Source organism: Arthrobacter sp. SAFR-023 (genome assembly GCF_051965295.1).
GTDB lineage: Bacteria > Actinomycetota > Actinomycetes > Actinomycetales > Micrococcaceae > Arthrobacter.
The window spans coordinates 61,335-77,579 of record NZ_JBQCMF010000008.1; the positions used below are offsets into that span (position 1 = coordinate 61,335).

The following is a 16,245-nucleotide window of genomic DNA, read 5'->3' on the forward strand; positions in this document are numbered from 1 at the left end:
GAGACGGCGCGGGCCGCTGCTGTTACAGCCCTTGGGCTACTTCTTGACCGCCCGGGTGCGGACCAGGGCCGTGGCGCCTGCGGCGAGGCCAAGAAGACCCGCTACCAGCCCGATCCAGCCCGCGGCCTGGCCGCCGTTGGAACCTGCTGCCTGCGTTTCCGATGCCGGCGCGGCCTCCGGCGTGGCCGACGCGGAACCATCGGCGGCCTCCGCCGCGGTGACGACGAACGAGGGCGCGGGGTGGTGCTCCTTATCAGCGGCCGGAGCAGAAGCTGCGGCGGAGGAGGTTGCGGACGCGTGGTCATGCTCGGCCTCGGCCGCGTCGGCCCAGTTCACGGTGGTGCCGTCAGTGTAGCCCTGGGCCGCGGGCAGGATCAGGGTGGTGCCGGCTGCCGGGAGCCGGCCGACGGACAGAGTGAAGGTCTGGAATTCCTTCTGCCCGATCTGATGGGCCGCATCGGCGGTCCAGATCACGCTAGTCGCGGCCTTGGTGACCGTTGCACCCGCAATTTCCACCGGCTTGGGCAGGGTGGAGGTGACCACCTGCGCCTTCCAGCCGTCCATCGGCTTCACCGAGACCGAGGTCAGCGGAGTGTCCGTGGGCAGCTTGACCTCCAGCCGGTTGGTCTTGGCTGTCTCGGATTCGTTCGGAACACTGAAGGTCAGTTTGGTGAAGCCGCCCTCGGCGGTTGCGGAGGGGTCAACCGTGACGTGCGCCGAGGCCGCGGCGGCACCGGCGGCGAGGAGCCCGGCCGTGAGGGAGGCGGCGGCTGCGGTCTTGAGGGTACGGCGGATGGAGGTGTTCATGAGGGTAATGCCTTTCACAGAAAAATCAGTCAGGGCCCATGCGCCACCAAGGCGACACGGGCAGGTAGCTGCATGCCGCCGTCGGACCCTGGCTGGAGCGGAACCGTCCCTAAGGGACCATCCCGTTCTGAAAGGAACCCGCCTAGGCGGCCAATGGCACCGGCGGCCCGCGCCGGGTGGGCAGGCGCACGCCGGCGCGAATGCGCGGGAGGATGACCGGAGTTGGAAAAGGCGCGGGGACGCGGGAGGGAAGGATAACTGCCGGTTCGGGTCGCCGGATAAGCGGCTGCAGCCAGGAAGCCAGCGCTGAGAGCACGCGTTCACCGCGGGCCAGCAGGACGGCGGTGCACAGGGTGGCCACGGCGTGCGCAGCGAACATGAGGCCGTCTGGTGCCGCAGGATGGACGCTTCCGGCGGCTGCCGACCCTGCGGCGGCCAGCGCGTCCGGGCTCATGGCACCCGGCTGCAAGGCACCCGCGTGGCCGGCATGGCCCGGCATCAGCGCCGCGGACCCCGGTGCGGCCGAACCCGCACCGCCCAGCGCCTCAAGAGCCCAGTGCAGCCACGATTGGCCTGCGCCCAGCAATGACACCAAGGCAGGGGCGGAGAGGCGGAACCGCGTCAGTGCGGCGACGGGAACCAGTGTCACGGCGAACAGCGCCGCCAGGATGGCCGCTGAGGGAAGCTGGCCGCCGCCCGCAAGGTGCCCGCCGGCGGCAAACCCGATAATGAGCGAACCGATCAGCCCGGTGCGGAAAAGCCGGAACGAGGCACGGGGCATCATCAGCGGTCCTTTCCGGAAGATGGACGGGCACAGCGGGCATCCCAGCAATTCTACTGGCCGGCCCGTGCCGCTGCCCTGTCCGATCATCCGAACCACCATTCCGGGCCGCCCAAACTTGTAACTAACCGGCGCAAGGCCCAAGGTTTTCCCACGCTGCCCTGTCTACGGTCGGGGGTGTCACAGCAGCTCCGGGCCTGGTGGAGGGAGGCACCGATGGAACTCCGAGGTCCCCTGCGCCACTTCCGCGCAGCCCTGGTCACCGCCATGGCGGTCTCTCTTGCCGCCGCAGGCCACGTGCTGGGTGGCGGCCAGCTTCCGGACATCGGGACAGTTGCCATGACGGCAGCAGTCCTGTTGGCCCCGGCCGCCTGGCTCGCGCGGCGGCAGCTGTCGTTCGCTGTCCTTTTCGCGCTGCTCGGCGCCGGCCAGCTGACGTTGCACACGGCCTTCGCAGCTTTCTCACCCGCGGCTTCCTGCCTGCCCCAGCTGCCGTTTTCCCAGTTGTCCAGCGGCCTGACGCCGCCAGCGGGCAATTTGACGCACTACGGACATGGTGGCCTGAACTGCACGGCAGCGGCGGAAACCATGGCCATGGGCGACGGCGCCACTTCGCCCGCCATGCTGGCAGGCCACCTCCTCGCCATGCTGGCCACCGCCTGGCTGTTGCGGCGGGGCGAGGCCGCACTGTGGCAGCTCCTGGCGTGGCTCCGTCCGCTGGTGCGGCTCCCCCGGCCCTTCGGGTTCACACCCGCCAGGCACCGTCCTGCGGCCTGGCCAACGGTCTTCGTCGCTGCCTACCGCCGCAACCTGCGGCACGACACCCTTCGCGGTCCGCCCCTGGCCGCCCTCCCGCGCACCATTTAACCTTCCTGCGTATGGCCAACGAGCCAGCGCAGGGGTGCCGGGACGCCGCCTGACCATCCCTCACCCTGCTGCCCCTCGGCACGAGCGCGGCAGCACCCGCGAAAGGCCCTGTCATGACCACCTCAACAAACCGTGCTGCGAACTCGTCTGCACTGAAAACTTCTGCCCTGAAAACTTCTGCCCTGAAAACCGTCACAGTCGTGACGGCGGCGGCCGGCCTCATGGTCCTGGGGGTGGGCTCAGCATCCGCCCACGTCCGCGTGGACCCCGCCTCTACCTCGGCCGGCGGCTTCTCGCAGCTGACCTTCCGGGTTCCCAACGAGTCAGCTGCCGCCAAGACCACCAAGGTCACCGTCACGCTGCCCACAGCGACGCCGTTCACCTCCGTCTCGGTCAAGCCCATCGACGGCTGGACGGCGAAGATCACGGAGGCGGCCCTGCCCGCACCCGTCACGGTGGAAGGCGCCAAGATCACCAAGGCAGCCGCCACGGTCACCTGGACAGCCGATGCGGCCCACCAGCTCGGCCCGAATGAGTACCAGACGTTCTCCATCTCGGTGGGCCGGCTTCCGGAGGCCGGGACCACAGTGGCCTTGCCTGCGGCACAGACCTACTCCGACGGAACGGTGGTGAAGTGGAACCAGCCCGAGACTGCCGGCCAGCCCGAGCCCGAGCACCCGGTCCCCTCCTTCGTCACCACTGCGGTCGCGGACGAACACTCGCATGCGGCACCGGCTGCCGCGGCGGCCCCCGCCGCAGACACGGCAACTGCAGACACAGCAAGCGCGGACACGGCGGCCGCAACGTCCACCACCCCGGCCGCGGCCGCACCCGACAACACGTTCGGCATCGTCGGCCTCGGAGCAGGCCTGCTCGGCCTGGCCGCCGGGACGGCGGCCCTGGTGCGGACCCGGAAGCCGCGGCAGAACTGATCCCCTGTGAGAATGCCAGGAGTCCAGCCGCGCGACTGCGGCCGGGCTCCTGGCATTCACGGGTTAGGCGCGGGTGACCACGAGCGCCGCGCTGTGCCCGCCGAACCCGAAGGCATTGACGAGTCCCGCCGTCGCGGTGCTGCCGCTGACGGTACCGGTGATCACGTTGAGGTCCACCTCGGGGTCAAGGGCAGCCACGTTGTAGGTGCCCGGCAGGTCGCCGGTCCGGAGGGCCTGCAGCGTGGCGATGGCGGCAAGGGCTCCCGCTCCGCCGAGCAGGTGCCCGGTGAGCGACTTTGTGGAGGTCACAGGGACCTGGTCGCCGGCAATGGTCTTGATGGCCTGCGCCTCCAGCCGGTCACCCACGGGGGTGGAGGTGGCGTGCGCGTGCACGAATCCGATGTCCGTCCCGCGGAGGCCGGCGGAGGCCAGGGCCTTCTCCATGACCCGCACCTGCATGTCCGGATCTGCCGCCACGATGTCGTTCGCGTCCGAAGTCACGGCCGCCCCGGCAATACCGCCCAGCACCTCCGCGCCCCGGGCACGCGCGTGTTCCTCGCTCTCCAGCACCACGATCCCCGCCCCTTCGGACAGCACGAACCCGTCGCGGTCCCGGTCGAACGGCCGTGAAGCCCGCTCCGGATCGTCGTTGCGGGTGGAGAGCGCCCGGATCTGCGAGAAACCGCTGATGATCAGGTCATTGACGGAGGCATCAACGCCCCCGGCAATTACGACGTCGAGGGCCCCGGACCTGATCATGTCGGCACCCTGGGCAATCGCCTCGGCCCCGGACGCACACGCACTGACCGGAGTGCGTGCCCCGCCCTTGGCGCCGAGGTCGATGGAAACCCAGGCGGATGGTCCGTTCACCATGAGCCGGGTCAGGGTGTGTGGCGAAACCTTGCGGGGACCGCCATTGTCCAGTTCCCTGACCTGTGCGAGTACGGTGTCCATGCCGCCGTAGGCCGAGCCGATCACGACGGCCAACCGCTCCGGCTCGACGTCCGGCTTACCCGACTGCTCCCAGGCTTCGCGGGAGGCAACCAGCGCCAGCTGCCCGCAACGATCCATCCGCTTCAACTCGCGGGTGCTGAGGAACGCGCCCAAATCCGCGGTGACCCGGCCGGCAATGCGCACCGGTAGCGCTTCAGCCCAGCTGTCCTCCAGCGCCGTGACACCCGAGCGCCCGGCCAGCATGGCCTCCCAGGTCTCGGCCACGGTGGCCCCGAGCGGGTTCATGGACCCCATGCCCGTCACGACGACACTGGTTGATCCTGAAGCACTGGTTGATCCTGTAACGGGTGCTGCGGCAGACGACTGGTTTGTGGGCACGGCGATACCTTGCTTCGTTGGTTGGGAGACCGTTCGGGAGCCGGAGCCCCGCGTTGGCGCAGTTACTTTGCGGGGTTGTGCGTCCCGATAGGCACCAGCGTGAGGTCCGGATGGTTCTTCTCGATGCGGCGCAGGGCCCAGACGTCATTGAAGAGGGCCAGGTATTCGCCGTCGGACCGCAGCAGCACCTCGGCGCCCGGCACGTTGGCCAGCGCCGGCATGGCATCCGCCGTCGAAATCCTGGCGATGGAGTACGGAAGGCGCTCCAGCCGCATCGGCGCGCTGAAGTCGTGCGCCATGCGGTCCTCCACCACCTCGAACTGCATGGGCCCGACGGCGGCAAGCACGGGCGCCTGGTCACCGCGGACGTCGGAGCGCAGCACCTGGATGACGCCCTCGTGCTCAAGCTGCTCGATGCCGCGGCGGAACTGCTTGAAGCGGCTGGGGTCCTTGGAGCGGGCAACCTGGAAGTGCTCGGGAGCGAACAGCGGAATGGCCGGGAACTCCACGGCTTCCTCAAGGAACAGGCTGTCCCCCACCCGCAGCGAAGACGCGTTGACCAGACCCACGACGTCGCCCGGGTAGGCCTCGTCAATGACCTCGCGTTCGCGGCCGAAAACCTGCTGCGCGTACTTCGTGGCGAAAGACTTTCCGGTGCGGGTTTGGGTGACCACCATGCCGCGCTCGAACACGCCGGAGCAGACGCGGATAAAAGCAACGTGGTCGCGGTGGGCCTTGTTCATGCCTGCCTGGACCTTGAACACGAATCCCGAAAACGGCGACTCGACGGCACGCGGGGTGCCCTCGATGTCCGGCCGGGGCGCGGCCGGCGGGGCGAAGTCCACCAGGGCGTCCAAAAGTTCCTTGACGCCGAAGTTCAGCGCCGCGGAGCTGAACAGGATGGGGGTGGCCTTGCCCGCGTGGAAGCTCTCGACGTCGAAGGCGAGGTTGGACTCGATGACCAGGCCGGCCTCGTCGACAGCATCCGTCCAGTTGCCGCCCTGGCTTTCGGCGGCCTCTTCGGGAGTGAAGTACTCGGTGAGGGCGATGCTGGCGCCGGCGTTGTTCCGCTGGAAACGCGCGAACCTGTCGTTGCGCAGGTCCCAGACGCCGCGGAAATCGCCGGAGATGCCCACGGCCCAGGTCAGGGGCATCGGTTGCAGCCCGGTGCGCTCCGTGATCTCGTCCATGAGGGCCAGGGCATCCAGGCCCGGGCGGTCCCACTTGTTGATGACCGTGATGATGGGAAGGTTCCGCTGCTTGCAGACCTCGAACAGCTTCATGGTCTGCGTCTCAAGGCCCTTGGCCGCGTCCACGAGCATCACGGCGCAGTCGACGGCGGCGAGCACACGGTAGGTGTCCTCGGAGAAGTCGGCGTGGCCGGGGGTGTCCAGCAGGTTGATCACCGTGTCCCGGTAGGAGAACTGCAGGGCGGCCGAGCTGATGGAAATGCCGCGGTCCTTCTCCATCTGCATCCAGTCCGAGACCGTCTCCTTGCGGTTGGCCTTGCCGCTGGAAGCGCCCGCGGTGCCGATCACCTTGGCGTGCAGGGCGAGGGCCTCGGTAAGCGTGGACTTGCCGGCGTCCGGGTGGGAGATGACGGCGAACGTGCGGCGGCGGGAGGCCTGCTTGTGGATCTCGTGCACTCGGGCGGGGCTCTGCACTTCTTGGGACACGGTGCTACTTTCACTGCGATCCGCGGGGGATCCTGATTGGAAAAGGTGGCGGCGGAACCTGCCAGCCAAGGCTTCAAGTTTATCTCAGGGGCGGAATCCGCACCGAAGGCGGGCCAAAAGTGCCTCCCAGCCAGCCGCCGTCGGACGCACTCCGGATGCCTATTCCACAGGACCCCGACGGGGCACTTTAAGGCTTGCCCGTGCGGTTGCTGGGGTAATCTACCTCTAGGATGGTGCATGCGGGAAACCGAGTACTTTTGATCCTGCCGGCGGACTACCGAAAACCGGCAAACCTGCAGGCCCGCCTGCACCTTTGAAGGGAATATTTATGGCTCGCAGCCCTGAAGAATCGCTCAAGGCGACTTTGGGGAGGGTGGCCCCGGGGACCCCGCTGCGGGACGGCCTGGAACGCATTCTCCGCGGACGCACCGGTGCGCTGATCGTCCTGGGCTCGGACCGGACCATCGACTCGATCTGTTCCGGCGGCTTCGACATCGGCATCGACTTCTCACCAACGAGGCTCCGCGAACTGGCCAAGATGGACGGCGCCATTGTTTGCGACAAGGATGCCAGCAACATCCTGCGGGCGGCAGTCCAGCTCGTCCCGGACTCGAGCATCGAAACGCAGGAATCGGGCACCCGGCACCGGACCGCGGAACGCGTGGCCATCCAGACAGGCGTCCCGGTCATATCGGTAAGCCAGTCCATGCAGATCATCGCCCTGTACGTCAACGGGCTGCGGCATGTGCTCGAGGGCTCCGAAAAGGTCCTGGCCCGCGCCAACCAGGCCCTGGCCACACTGGAGCGCTACCGTTCGCGGCTGGACCAGGTGACCAGCTCGCTCTCCGCCCTGGAGATTGAGGCCATGGTGACCGTCCGCGATGTGGCCGTGACCCTGCAGCGCCAGGAGATGGTGCGCCGGATCTCCGAGGAAATCTCGCAATATGTGCTGGAGCTCGGCGAGGACGGCAGGCTGCTCTCCCTCCAACTGGACGAGCTCACGGTGGGCCGCGGCCCGGGCAGCGACATCATCATCCGCGACTACGCCGGGCCGAACGCTTCCCCGGAGGACATCGACGGCGCGGTCAGCGCGCTCCTCAACCTCGGCCCCACCGAACTGATCGACCTCAGCAAGATCGCCGGAATCATCGGCTTCGCCGGCGGTGTGGACACCCTCGACGCCGTGGTGCAGCCGCGGGGCTACCGGCTCCTGTCGGGGCTCAAGGCCGTGCCGAAGGCCGTCGCGGACAGGCTCGTGGACCACTTCGGCGGGCTGCAGTACCTTATGGCTGCGACCATTGACGACCTGATGACCGTGGACGGGATCGGCGACCAGCGTGCCCGCACGGTCCGCGAGGGCCTCAGCCGGATGGCCGAAGCCAGCCTGCTGGACCGGTTCCTCTAAACCCCGTCGATTGCCATAGGTGCCCGTTTGGGCGCCCAAAAGGGCACCTGTGGAGCAGCCGATGGAGCAGGCAGCGTCAGCTGAGCTGGAAGGCCGTCGGCGGGCTGACCTTGGCGCCAAGCTTCGCGATGAACACGTAGTACCCGCTGCCGGCAACCGCGCCGTCCGGCACCGCCTCGCAGCCCTGCACGGAACGGTTGCGCGGCCACGGGAACTTCGCCGTTTCACTCTTGCCGGGTGCAATGGTCTTGACCAGGTCAGTACTGGCGGCCTGGCAGTCGGCGGAGGAGAAGACGCGGTCCGAGCCGCTGGTGACCAGGAAGTCCATCTGCGACGTGCCGATGTTCACCTTGCAGGGCAGCTTTCCGCCGTTGGTGACCGTGAGGCTCAGCACCGGCTTCTCGTCTGCGGCGTAGGACGTCTTGTTGGTGGCCGCTTTGACCGTCACGAGCTTCTGTTCGCACGCGGGCGAGGCGGAGGGGGTTGCGGAAGGGCTGGCCGACGGCGTTGCCCCCGGCTGCGCGGTGCTGCCCGGCGTTGAGGAACCCTGTGAGGAATCCTGCGCTGACACCTGCTGGGCGCCGCGGAGAAGGCTGGTTACCGTTGCGACACCGCCGGCGATCAGGCCCAGGACCAGCAGCAGCGCCACTCCGGCAAAAAGCCGACGACGGCGGTACACGGCGGGGCTCGGCTTACGGCCTGCACGGGGCACCGTTTTCCCGGATGCCGTTTTCTGTGCCGCCGGTTGCGGTGACCGGTTCCGGCCCGCGCCGGAGTTCGGAGTGTCTTGCCTGCCCATCCTTCTAGGCTAAGGAACGGCCGGCTTTCTGCTGCGCCACCACGCCGCCATCGCCCCACCATGTCCAATTCGTGACTCAAATTCGGGTGACAACTGTCAGCACACTTACTAAAATTGAATCCCGGATACCACTTACCGGGCCGAGTTGGAGAGGACCACTGATGGTAGATCACGTGTCTGGCGGTCACCTCGAACGCGTTCTTCTGCCGCTGACGTTTGGCAAACATCAGAGCCAGGGGACAGCGTTCACGGTGCTTGCGGTTGAGATCTGGGACACCGGGATCCTGGTCAACCTGCATCTCGCCTCAGTCAATGACGACGAGCCGCAAACCCCCGAAATCGTTATCCATGACCACTTCGGCACAGAGTACAAGCTGGATGAGGTGGCCACCGTCGGCACCCGCCAGCTGCAGTTCTTTGCGCCCTCGATACCGGAAGGAACGCGCAGCCTGACCATCCGCTCAGTGGATCCGGACAGCGCCAGCTTCGTGGTGGCCCTTGCTGTTCCGGCGCCCAACGGCCGCGGCGGCGAAACTTTGCACGGCCATGTGCGGCGGCTGCCCGCACGGCAGGAAGGACTGCCTCCCGCGCAGAAGGAGGCCAGCTGACGATCCCTGGCCGGAAACCGCCGTCGGGGTTTTCAACTAGAGTATTGGCATCAAAACCACAGCCGATTACCCCGACCTGACGGACGTCCACTCCTCACTGGAGGACTGGTTCGACGCCGAAGCCCGGGACTTGCCGTGGCGCTCGCCCGGCTGCTCCCCCTGGGGCGTGCTGGTCAGCGAGATCATGCTGCAGCAGACCCCCGTGGTCCGTGTGCTGCCGGTCTGGGAAGAGTGGCTGCGCCGGTGGCCAGAGCCCGCAGCGCTGGCACTGGAACCCGCCGGTGAGGCCGTCCGTGCCTGGGGCCGGCTGGGCTATCCGCGGCGCGCGCTGAGGCTGCACGCTGCCGCAGTCGCCATCGAACGAGACCACGGCGGCAGGGTCCCGCAGGACTACGCCGAGTTGCTCGGACTGCCAGGTGTGGGCAGCTATACGGCGGCCGCCGTCGCCGCTTTCGCCTTTGGGCGCCGCGAGACGGTGGTCGACACCAACATCCGCCGAGTCCACGCGCGGCTCTTTTCCGGCTCCGCACTGCCAGCCCCGGCCCTGACGGCCGCGGAAATGCGGCTTGCCGCGGAGCTGCTGCCGACCGACGCCGGCAGTTCCGTCCGCTGGAACGCTTCAGTCATGGAGCTGGGGGCGCTGGTGTGCACGGCCCGGGCACCCAAGTGCGCCGCGTGCCCCGTCCGCGACCGGTGCGCCTGGCTCGCCGCCGGCGAGCCGCCGCCGTCGTACACGCCCAAGGGCCAAACATGGCACGGCACAGACCGGCAGGTCCGCGGCGGTGTGATGGCCGTCCTTCGGCTGGCGGACGCGCCGGTGCCCGCGGAGATGTTCCAGCAGGCACCCGCCGACCTCGGGTTCGAAGCCGCCGGCATCGGCGTGCCGCTGGCCGCCCTGCACCGGTTGAACTGCGCGCCGGAGCAGCTGGAACGGGCGTTGGCCGGCCTCCTGGCGGATGGCCTGGCTGAACTGCACCATGGCGGGTACCGGCTGCCGGCCTGACTGCTTCGCCCGGACTGGCACCTGCCGCACGGTTTTGGTCTCAATTAGGCACCCACGGCACGGACCGGGTAACGATGAGGGCACCAGTTTTGGCCCCGCCGGGTCCCCTTCGGCACGCCGGATCTACCCTGAAGTATGGGCAAGACAGGGGTACTTTTGGCCACAATCACGACGACGGCACTCCTTTCGGGGTGCCATGCCTTCGAAACGGCGTGCCCGGCTGTCGGCCAGGTGTCCGGGGTCGCGGTCACGGTGGCCGCAGGCTACGCCCCCGAAGTGAAGACGCTTCATGTGAAAGCCTGCCAGGATGGCAAGTGCAAAGACGACACGCTCGAGCTCGTGGCGGGCTCAGTACCTGTTGACTTGGGCTGCGCCGATGCTTCCAAACCCGATGCCGTGTGCGCGGCTACCGCCAAGCCGGACGGCACGCGACGGGGAATGCTGAATCTGGACAGGCTGGGCGAGTCCCCGATCAGCGTCACGGCCAGTGGGCGGTCCGCCAGCGGCAAGCCGCTGCCCGTGCGCACGCTGACCTTCGCCCCCAGGGCCAGCTATCCGTTCGGCGAGCAGTGCGGACGGTTTGTCTCGGCTTCCGTGGTGCTGGATGCGGCAGGCCTCAGGCAGGACAGGTAGCCTGCCGGAACCCTCTCAGGGTTCCCCGAATCCGTCCCGTACCAGCCCCGCCACATACGCCACCGCGCGCTCGGCGTCGGGTCCGTACGCTTCCACGTGCAGCACCGATCCCTTGCCGGCACCCAGCGTCATCAGGCCGGTCATGGAGGCGCCGTCCACTCCGTTCACGCTCACGTCCGCATCCAACGCAGACAGGCCGCCGGCTATCTTGGCGGCGGGCCGGGCATGCATGCCTGCGAGGTTGACGAGCTCGAAGTCCCCGCTGGCATCCGGGGCCAGGGCTTCCGGTTCATCCGAGGCCGGGCCATGGGCGGCGGGCTGCTTACCGGGCTGCTTACCGGCGGTGGCGGCGGCCGGGTAATTCTCTGCCTTGGGCCGCGGCGCGGGATAGCCATGGGTGGCCTCGGCTGCACGCCGGACAGCATGAACGCTGGCTCCTCCCTGGGCCGCCACCGCTGCCGCCACGAGGCCCTCGATGATCGGGGCGTCGGCGAGGAGCACGGTGCCGCTGCCCTCGGCGAATTCCATGGCCGATTCCGCGGTCATCACGGCCGAGCCCAGATCGGTCAGCACCACCACACCATCGCCCCCGGCAGCGGTTTCCAGCGCCGCCATTACCTTTTCCATGCTGGTGCCGATCCGGCCGTCCGACGTTCCACCGGCCGGCACCATCATCACGTCCGGCGCCATCTGGGCCGCGAGCTCCACGGCGCCGTCGGCAATCTTGTCACTGTGCGAAACCACCACGATCCGCACCGTCATGCGGCGGCTCCCGCAGCGGCGCGAAGGATGAGGGCACTTGAAGCGGCCCCGGGGTCCCGGTGGCCGGCACTTCGCTCCCCGAGGTAGCTGGCCCTGCCCTTTCGCGCCACCAGCGGATCAGTGGCCACGGCGCCGGCCTCGGCAGCCTCCGCCGCGGCGATCAGGACCGCCAGCGTGTCGCCGTCGGCCGCTGCCGCTGCGGCTGCGTCAACGGCAGGGGTCCAGGCATCAACCATCGTCTTGTCGCCCGCCTCGGCCTTCCCCCTGGCCACGATGCCGTCCCGCGCCGCGGTGAGCGCGGCGGCGAGCGCTGCCGCGTCGATGTACGCGGCATCGCCCAGCGTGGTTGCGGCCCGCAGGAATGCCGTGCCGTAGAGCGGGCCGGCAGCCCCGCCGACCTTCGACATCAACGCCATGGCCGTCAGCTTGAGCGCGGCGCCGGGGGTTTCGGGAGGACTCTCGGCGAGCTTGTCGAGCACCGCCTGGAAGCCGCGGTCCATGTTTTCGCCGTGGTCAGAGTCGCCGATGGCCCTGTCCAGCTCGATGAGTTCCACCCTGTGCTCCGCCATTGCCTGCGCCGACAGCGTCAGCCATTTGACGGCCCAGGTCACGTCTAGCCCCACCGCTACACGCCCCACCGGAGAGCCGGCGTGTGCACGGGCGCATCCCAAAGGGCTGTCATTTCGCCGTCGAGCCGCAGCACCGAGACGGAACAGCCCTGCATCTCGAGGGACGTGATGTAGTTCCCCACCAGGGAACGCTCCACCGTGAGGCCCCGCTCCGCCAGGATCTGCGCGGCCCGGCGGTAGACGATGTACAGCTCACTCAGCGGCGTCCCACCCATGCCATTGACGAACAGGAGCACCTTCTCCCCCGGCGCCGTTCCGAGGTCGCTGAGGATCGGTTCCAGCAGGCGGCTGGTGATGCCATCGGCGCCTTCCATGGCGATCTTGTGCCGGCCCGGCTCACCGTGGATGCCGATGCCGATTTCGATCTCGTTGTCCTCGAGGTCGAAGCTCGGGGTGCCGGCATGGGGCACCGTGCAGGCCGAGAGCGCGACGCCCATGGTCCGCACGTTCTGGTTCACACGGTCACCGATGGCCGCCACCGCGTCGAGGTCGTCACCGCGCTCGGCCGCGGCCCCGGCGATCTTCTCCACCAGGACCGTGCCGCCCACGCCCCTGCGGCCGGCCGTGTACAGCGAATCCTCCACCGCAACGTCGTCGTTGACGAGCACGGTGCGGACTTCCACGCCCTCGGCCTGGGCCATCTCGGCCGCCGTTTCGAAGTTCAGGACGTCGCCGGTGTAGTTCTTCACAATGTGGACCACCCCTGATCCGGAGTTCACGGCGAGCGTGGCCGGAATGATCTGGTCGGGTGTCGGTGAGGTGAAGACGGCGCCGGGAACAGCGGCGTCGAGCATGCCACGCCCCACGAATCCGGCGTGGAGCGGTTCATGTCCGCTGCCGCCGCCGGACACCAGGCCGACCTTGCCGGCAACGGGGGCGTCCTTGCGGGTGACGTACTTCGGATCGGCGCTGACGGTCACTAGGTCTGCATGGGCTAGGCCGAATCCCTCCACGGATTCATCCACAACAGCGCGCGGGTCATTGATGAGCTTTTTCACGGCCGGCTCCTGGGCTCTCGGTCCTTTTATTGGCATCGGTCAGGATGTGCTTTGACCCTACTACCGGCACCTGCTGCGCGGTAGTTCGGATGCGGCGGAAGGGACAGCCCCCAATGCTGTCCCTTCCGGCTCCCAAGAGTTTATCCAGCAAATTGATAAAAGGAAAGGAGTGTCAGGGGGCGGAATCCAGCCGCGCTGAGCCCGGTCCCCGCGGAGGTCGGGGGCAGGCCCTAGAGAGCCTTGATCATCCGCGTGTTCCCCAGCGTGTTGGGCTTCACGCGCGCAAGGTCCAGGAACTCCGCCACACCTTCGTCATGCGAGCGCAGCAGCTCGGAGTACACCTGCGGGTCCACTGCCGACTGGTCCGCCATGACCTCGAAACCGTGCCGCTTGAAAAAATCCACCTCGAAGGTCAGGCAGAACACCCGCGAAACGCCCAGCGCGGCGGCCTGCTTCAGGAGACTCTCGACGAGGACGTGCCCCACTCCCCTGCCTCGCCAGGCATCTGAGGCGGCAAGGGTGCGGACTTCCGCGAGGTCCTCCCACATGACGTGCAGGGCTCCGCAGCCGATGACCTCGCCGTCCGCCGACTCGGCTATCAGGAACTCCTGCAGGCTCTCGTAATAGGCCACCGTCTCCTTGGCCATCAGTATTCGCTCTTCCGCCAGCGGCGCCACCAGTTTCTTGATGGCAGCCACATCGCTGGTCCGGGCAGGGCGAACGGTGAAGGAGTCAGTCACAGCCCCATCTTACGGCGACGGCCCCGGCCACCTCCGGCGGGAGGTCAGAGGCCCAGATCCGCGGGCAGCTCGATGTCCTTGCCCAGGACGTTCCTGGCCAGGAAGTGTTCAACCACGCCGTACCAGATCTTGGCGTGCTGCGGCTGCAGGATCCAGTGGTTCTCGTCGGGGTAGAAGAGGAACCTGTGGCTGGTCTGCCCGTTCTCGTCGGACGCGAGCTGGGACTTGGATAACAGCTCGTACCAGAGCCGCAGGCCCTCCCCAATGGGCACCCGGTAGTCCTTGTCACCGTGGATGACCAGCATGGGCGTCCGGATCTTCTCGACATGCAGGTGCGGGGAGTTCTCCAGCGCCATCTCCGCCGTCATCTCCTTGAGCCAGTACTGCGACGCGTCGGTGGTGGGCCCGAACTGGTCCAGCGCCCACAGGCTGGCATGGGTGACGATCGCCCTGAAGCGGTCCGTCTGCCCGGCCACCCAGTTGGCCATGTAGCCGCCAAAGGAGCCACCCATCGCGGCAGTGCGGCTTTCATCGATGTCCGGCCGCTGCACCACCGCGTCCGTGATGGCCATAAGATCCGTAAACGGCGCCTTGCCCCAGCCGCCCCAGCCCCGCTGGATGTAGTCCTGGCCGTAGCCCGTGGACAGGGCGGGGTCCGGCAGCAGGACAGCGTACCCGCGGGCGGTGAGCAGCCACGGGTTCCAGCGCCAGGTCCAGGCATTCCAGGATCCCAGCGGTCCGCCGTGGATCCACAGCAGCAGGGGCGCGGGGCTCTCGGCGGAGGCGCCGGCCGGCAGTGCCAGGTAGGCGGGCACGCGGGTGCCGTCAGCCGCTGTCGCCTCCACCCGCTCCAGCGACCCCTCGGTTTGCGGCCGCTCCGCCGGGGACGGCAACCGCGTGACGTTCCCGCTGGCGAGGTCGATCCGGACGGGCTCGGCGGGGAACTCGTACGAGCTCCGCAGCGCATAGGCGCTGCGGCCGTCGGGTGAAACGACGACGTCGGTGTAGGCCGCTGCGTCCGGTGTCACCCGGGTGACGCTCCCCCGGGCGGCACCTGCCGCAACGGAAACACTGAAAACCGGCGACGCGCCGTCGTCGTCTGCCGTGACCAGGAGGGCAGAGCCGTCCGGGAGCCACGCTTCGGGGTGGGGCCAGCGGTCCCATTCGTGTGCCAGGGGCTGCAGGTCCTCCGGACCGGCTTCCCCGGAGACATCGAGGAGATGCAGCCTGACCTGCGGCGCCTGCTGCGGCGTTGTGTCGCTTTCACTGACGACGGCGAGCAGGCCGCCGTCGGGGCTGACCGGGCCGGGGAAGTAGTTCATGCCCTCCTCGTCGAGGAGGACCCGCTGCGTGCCGGTGGCGACGTCGATGGCCACGAGGACCGAGCGCAGGTCCGCCTTCGGCAGCGGCTTCACCAGGCTCGTGTAGATGGTCTTTCCGTCCGGGCTGGCCACCGAGACGGCCTCCCGGAGGCGGGAACCCGCCTCCGGGGTGAGGTTGCGCAGGGTGAGCGGCGCCGCGCTGTCCACTGTGGCGGGCTTGCCGGGTTCCGGCTCGGGCCCCGGCTCCACCGCGAAGAGCCGCGGCTGGGCAGGGCCCAGGTCCGCGTCCCAGTACCGCACCGGATACTCGCTATGCAGGATGGCCGCCACCTTGTTGTCCTTGCGGCTCTTGCGGCGCTCGGCGTCGGCCTCCTCGTCACCGGAGCCGGCAAGAACGGACGCGGTGACGAAGGCAGCGTTGGCGTCCCTGGCCGCAATGACCTTGTCCACGCCGCCAGCCCGCGACAACACCACGCGGGCCTCGCCGCCACCTGCGGGGAGCACCCAGAGCGCCTTGACGGGATCGCCGTCGGCCTCGCGGTCCGGATCGGGCCTGGCGGACGTGAAGTAGACGTCGCCGTTGGCCGCGAACGCGGCGCCGGCTTCGCCCTTGGCGCTGCGGGTGATCCGGCGGGCCTGCTTCCCGCCCGCCGGGTCCAGCTCCCACAGCGCCGTGCCGTATTCGGTGCCCTTGCTGTTCAGCGTGGCGACCGTCGTTACCAGCCGCTGGCCGTCAAGGCTGAGGGCCAGGCCACTGACGCGCGGGATCGCCAGGTAGTGGTCGAGGTCGTGGAAAGGGGTCGCCGGTTGCTCACGCAGGATCGCTGCATCTTCAGTTGACATGTGCCGATTCAACACCGCCGGTGCTCTGGATCACAGGAGGGTTCACTATCGGTGAACCAGTACTTTCAGCACAACCTCTACCGGCGGGAGCGCAAGCAAAAGGCCCCG

The 16,245-nt window shown here is 68.3% G+C and carries 16 protein-coding genes; 6 read left to right on the top strand and 10 right to left on the bottom strand.

The window, feature by feature from the left end; translation table 11 throughout:
• Nucleotides 1–36: 36 nt before the first annotated feature.
• Together ACTHQX_RS10295 and ACTHQX_RS10300 are read right to left on the bottom strand one after the other, a co-directional pair.
• Nucleotides 37–807 (bottom strand): YcnI family copper-binding membrane protein, encoded by a 771-nt coding sequence (locus tag ACTHQX_RS10295; protein ID WP_440157363.1) that lies wholly within the window; start codon nucleotides 805–807, stop codon nucleotides 37–39.
• Nucleotides 808–949: 142 nt separating this feature from the next.
• Nucleotides 950–1,591: a hypothetical protein gene (locus tag ACTHQX_RS10300; protein ID WP_440157365.1), complete on the bottom strand. Its 642-nt coding sequence runs from the start codon at nucleotides 1,589–1,591 to the stop codon at nucleotides 950–952.
• Between the two features lie 213 nt (nucleotides 1,592–1,804).
• Between ACTHQX_RS10300 and ACTHQX_RS10305 the strand changes: the two genes are divergently transcribed.
• Entirely contained in the window at nucleotides 1,805–2,455 is a 651-nt protein-coding gene (locus ACTHQX_RS10305) for a hypothetical protein (protein ID WP_440157367.1), read from the top strand.
• A gap of 113 nt (nucleotides 2,456–2,568) precedes the next feature.
• Nucleotides 2,569–3,387 (top strand): YcnI family copper-binding membrane protein, encoded by an 819-nt coding sequence (locus ACTHQX_RS10310; RefSeq protein ID WP_440157369.1) that lies wholly within the window; start codon nucleotides 2,569–2,571, stop codon nucleotides 3,385–3,387.
• 63 nt (nucleotides 3,388–3,450) lie between these two features.
• Here ACTHQX_RS10310 and ACTHQX_RS10315 read toward each other — a convergent pair whose 3' ends face one another.
• Nucleotides 3,451–4,644: a beta-ketoacyl-[acyl-carrier-protein] synthase family protein gene (locus ACTHQX_RS10315; RefSeq protein WP_440157558.1), complete on the bottom strand. Its 1,194-nt coding sequence runs from the start codon at nucleotides 4,642–4,644 to the stop codon at nucleotides 3,451–3,453.
• Nucleotides 4,645–4,781: 137 nt separating this feature from the next.
• On the bottom strand, nucleotides 4,782–6,395 hold the full coding sequence (locus tag ACTHQX_RS10320; protein ID WP_440157371.1) for a peptide chain release factor 3: 1,614 nt from the start codon (nucleotides 6,393–6,395) through the stop codon (nucleotides 4,782–4,784).
• 328 nt (nucleotides 6,396–6,723) lie between these two features.
• On the opposite strand from ACTHQX_RS10320, the gene disA reads away from it, so the two are divergent.
• The gene (gene disA / locus ACTHQX_RS10325; protein ID WP_236806273.1) at nucleotides 6,724–7,800 is read left to right on the top strand and encodes a DNA integrity scanning diadenylate cyclase DisA; all 1,077 of its coding nucleotides are present in this window, start codon (nucleotides 6,724–6,726) and stop codon (nucleotides 7,798–7,800) included.
• Between the two features lie 76 nt (nucleotides 7,801–7,876).
• Here the strand turns inward: disA and ACTHQX_RS10330 are convergent, their stop codons facing one another.
• Nucleotides 7,877–8,599, bottom strand: a complete 723-nt coding sequence (locus ACTHQX_RS10330) for a hypothetical protein (RefSeq protein ID WP_440157373.1) — start codon at nucleotides 8,597–8,599, stop codon at nucleotides 7,877–7,879.
• Nucleotides 8,600–8,760: 161 nt separating this feature from the next.
• On the opposite strand from ACTHQX_RS10330, the gene ACTHQX_RS10335 reads away from it, so the two are divergent.
• The 3 genes from ACTHQX_RS10335 to ACTHQX_RS10345 all read left to right on the top strand — a co-directional run bounded on the left by ACTHQX_RS10335 (nucleotide 8,761) and on the right by ACTHQX_RS10345 (nucleotide 10,843).
• Nucleotides 8,761–9,207: a hypothetical protein gene (locus ACTHQX_RS10335; protein WP_236806271.1), complete on the top strand. Its 447-nt coding sequence runs from the start codon at nucleotides 8,761–8,763 to the stop codon at nucleotides 9,205–9,207.
• Nucleotides 9,208–9,373: 166 nt separating this feature from the next.
• On the top strand, nucleotides 9,374–10,210 hold the full coding sequence (locus ACTHQX_RS10340; protein ID WP_440157559.1) for an A/G-specific adenine glycosylase: 837 nt from the start codon (nucleotides 9,374–9,376) through the stop codon (nucleotides 10,208–10,210).
• Nucleotides 10,211–10,345: 135 nt separating this feature from the next.
• Complete coding sequence (locus ACTHQX_RS10345) at nucleotides 10,346–10,843, top strand: hypothetical protein (protein ID WP_440157375.1); 498 nt, start codon at nucleotides 10,346–10,348, stop codon at nucleotides 10,841–10,843.
• Between the two features lie 15 nt (nucleotides 10,844–10,858).
• On the opposite strand, the gene dhaM is transcribed toward ACTHQX_RS10345, so the two are convergent.
• The 5 genes from dhaM to ACTHQX_RS10370 all read right to left on the bottom strand — a co-directional run bounded on the left by dhaM (nucleotide 10,859) and on the right by ACTHQX_RS10370 (nucleotide 16,137).
• Entirely contained in the window at nucleotides 10,859–11,605 is a 747-nt protein-coding gene (gene dhaM / locus ACTHQX_RS10350) for a dihydroxyacetone kinase phosphoryl donor subunit DhaM (protein ID WP_440157377.1), read from the bottom strand.
• Nucleotides 11,602–12,228, bottom strand: coding sequence for a dihydroxyacetone kinase subunit DhaL (gene dhaL, locus ACTHQX_RS10355; RefSeq protein WP_236806268.1), 627 nt, complete (start codon nucleotides 12,226–12,228; stop codon nucleotides 11,602–11,604). The genes dhaM and dhaL overlap by 4 nt, the downstream gene beginning before the upstream one ends.
• Nucleotides 12,229–12,230: 2 nt before the next feature.
• Entirely contained in the window at nucleotides 12,231–13,232 is a 1,002-nt protein-coding gene (gene dhaK, locus ACTHQX_RS10360) for a dihydroxyacetone kinase subunit DhaK (RefSeq protein ID WP_440157379.1), read from the bottom strand.
• A 230-nt stretch (nucleotides 13,233–13,462) separates the two neighbouring features.
• Nucleotides 13,463–13,972 (bottom strand): amino-acid N-acetyltransferase, encoded by a 510-nt coding sequence (locus ACTHQX_RS10365; protein ID WP_236806266.1) that lies wholly within the window; start codon nucleotides 13,970–13,972, stop codon nucleotides 13,463–13,465.
• Nucleotides 13,973–14,016: 44 nt separating this feature from the next.
• Nucleotides 14,017–16,137, bottom strand: coding sequence for a prolyl oligopeptidase family serine peptidase (locus ACTHQX_RS10370; RefSeq protein ID WP_440157381.1), 2,121 nt, complete (start codon nucleotides 16,135–16,137; stop codon nucleotides 14,017–14,019).
• Nucleotides 16,138–16,245: the final 108 nt, after the last annotated feature.

Excerpts from the sequence above, each read along its gene's own strand:
- ACTHQX_RS10295 (WP_440157363.1), bottom strand. The coding sequence starts at position 807 with ATGAACACCTCCATCCGCCGTACCCTCAAGACCGCAGCCGCCGCCTCC.
- ACTHQX_RS10300 (WP_440157365.1), bottom strand. The coding sequence starts at position 1,591 with ATGATGCCCCGTGCCTCGTTCCGGCTTTTCCGCACCGGGCTGATCGGT.
- ACTHQX_RS10305 (WP_440157367.1), top strand. The coding sequence starts at position 1,805 with ATGGAACTCCGAGGTCCCCTGCGCCACTTCCGCGCAGCCCTGGTCACC.
- ACTHQX_RS10310 (WP_440157369.1), top strand. The coding sequence starts at position 2,569 with ATGACCACCTCAACAAACCGTGCTGCGAACTCGTCTGCACTGAAAACT.
- disA (WP_236806273.1), top strand. The coding sequence starts at position 6,724 with ATGGCTCGCAGCCCTGAAGAATCGCTCAAGGCGACTTTGGGGAGGGTG.
- ACTHQX_RS10330 (WP_440157373.1), bottom strand. The coding sequence starts at position 8,599 with ATGGGCAGGCAAGACACTCCGAACTCCGGCGCGGGCCGGAACCGGTCA.
- ACTHQX_RS10335 (WP_236806271.1), top strand. The coding sequence starts at position 8,761 with ATGGTAGATCACGTGTCTGGCGGTCACCTCGAACGCGTTCTTCTGCCG.
- ACTHQX_RS10345 (WP_440157375.1), top strand. The coding sequence starts at position 10,346 with ATGGGCAAGACAGGGGTACTTTTGGCCACAATCACGACGACGGCACTC.
- dhaM (WP_440157377.1), bottom strand. The coding sequence starts at position 11,605 with ATGACGGTGCGGATCGTGGTGGTTTCGCACAGTGACAAGATTGCCGAC.
- ACTHQX_RS10370 (WP_440157381.1), bottom strand. The coding sequence starts at position 16,137 with ATGTCAACTGAAGATGCAGCGATCCTGCGTGAGCAACCGGCGACCCCT.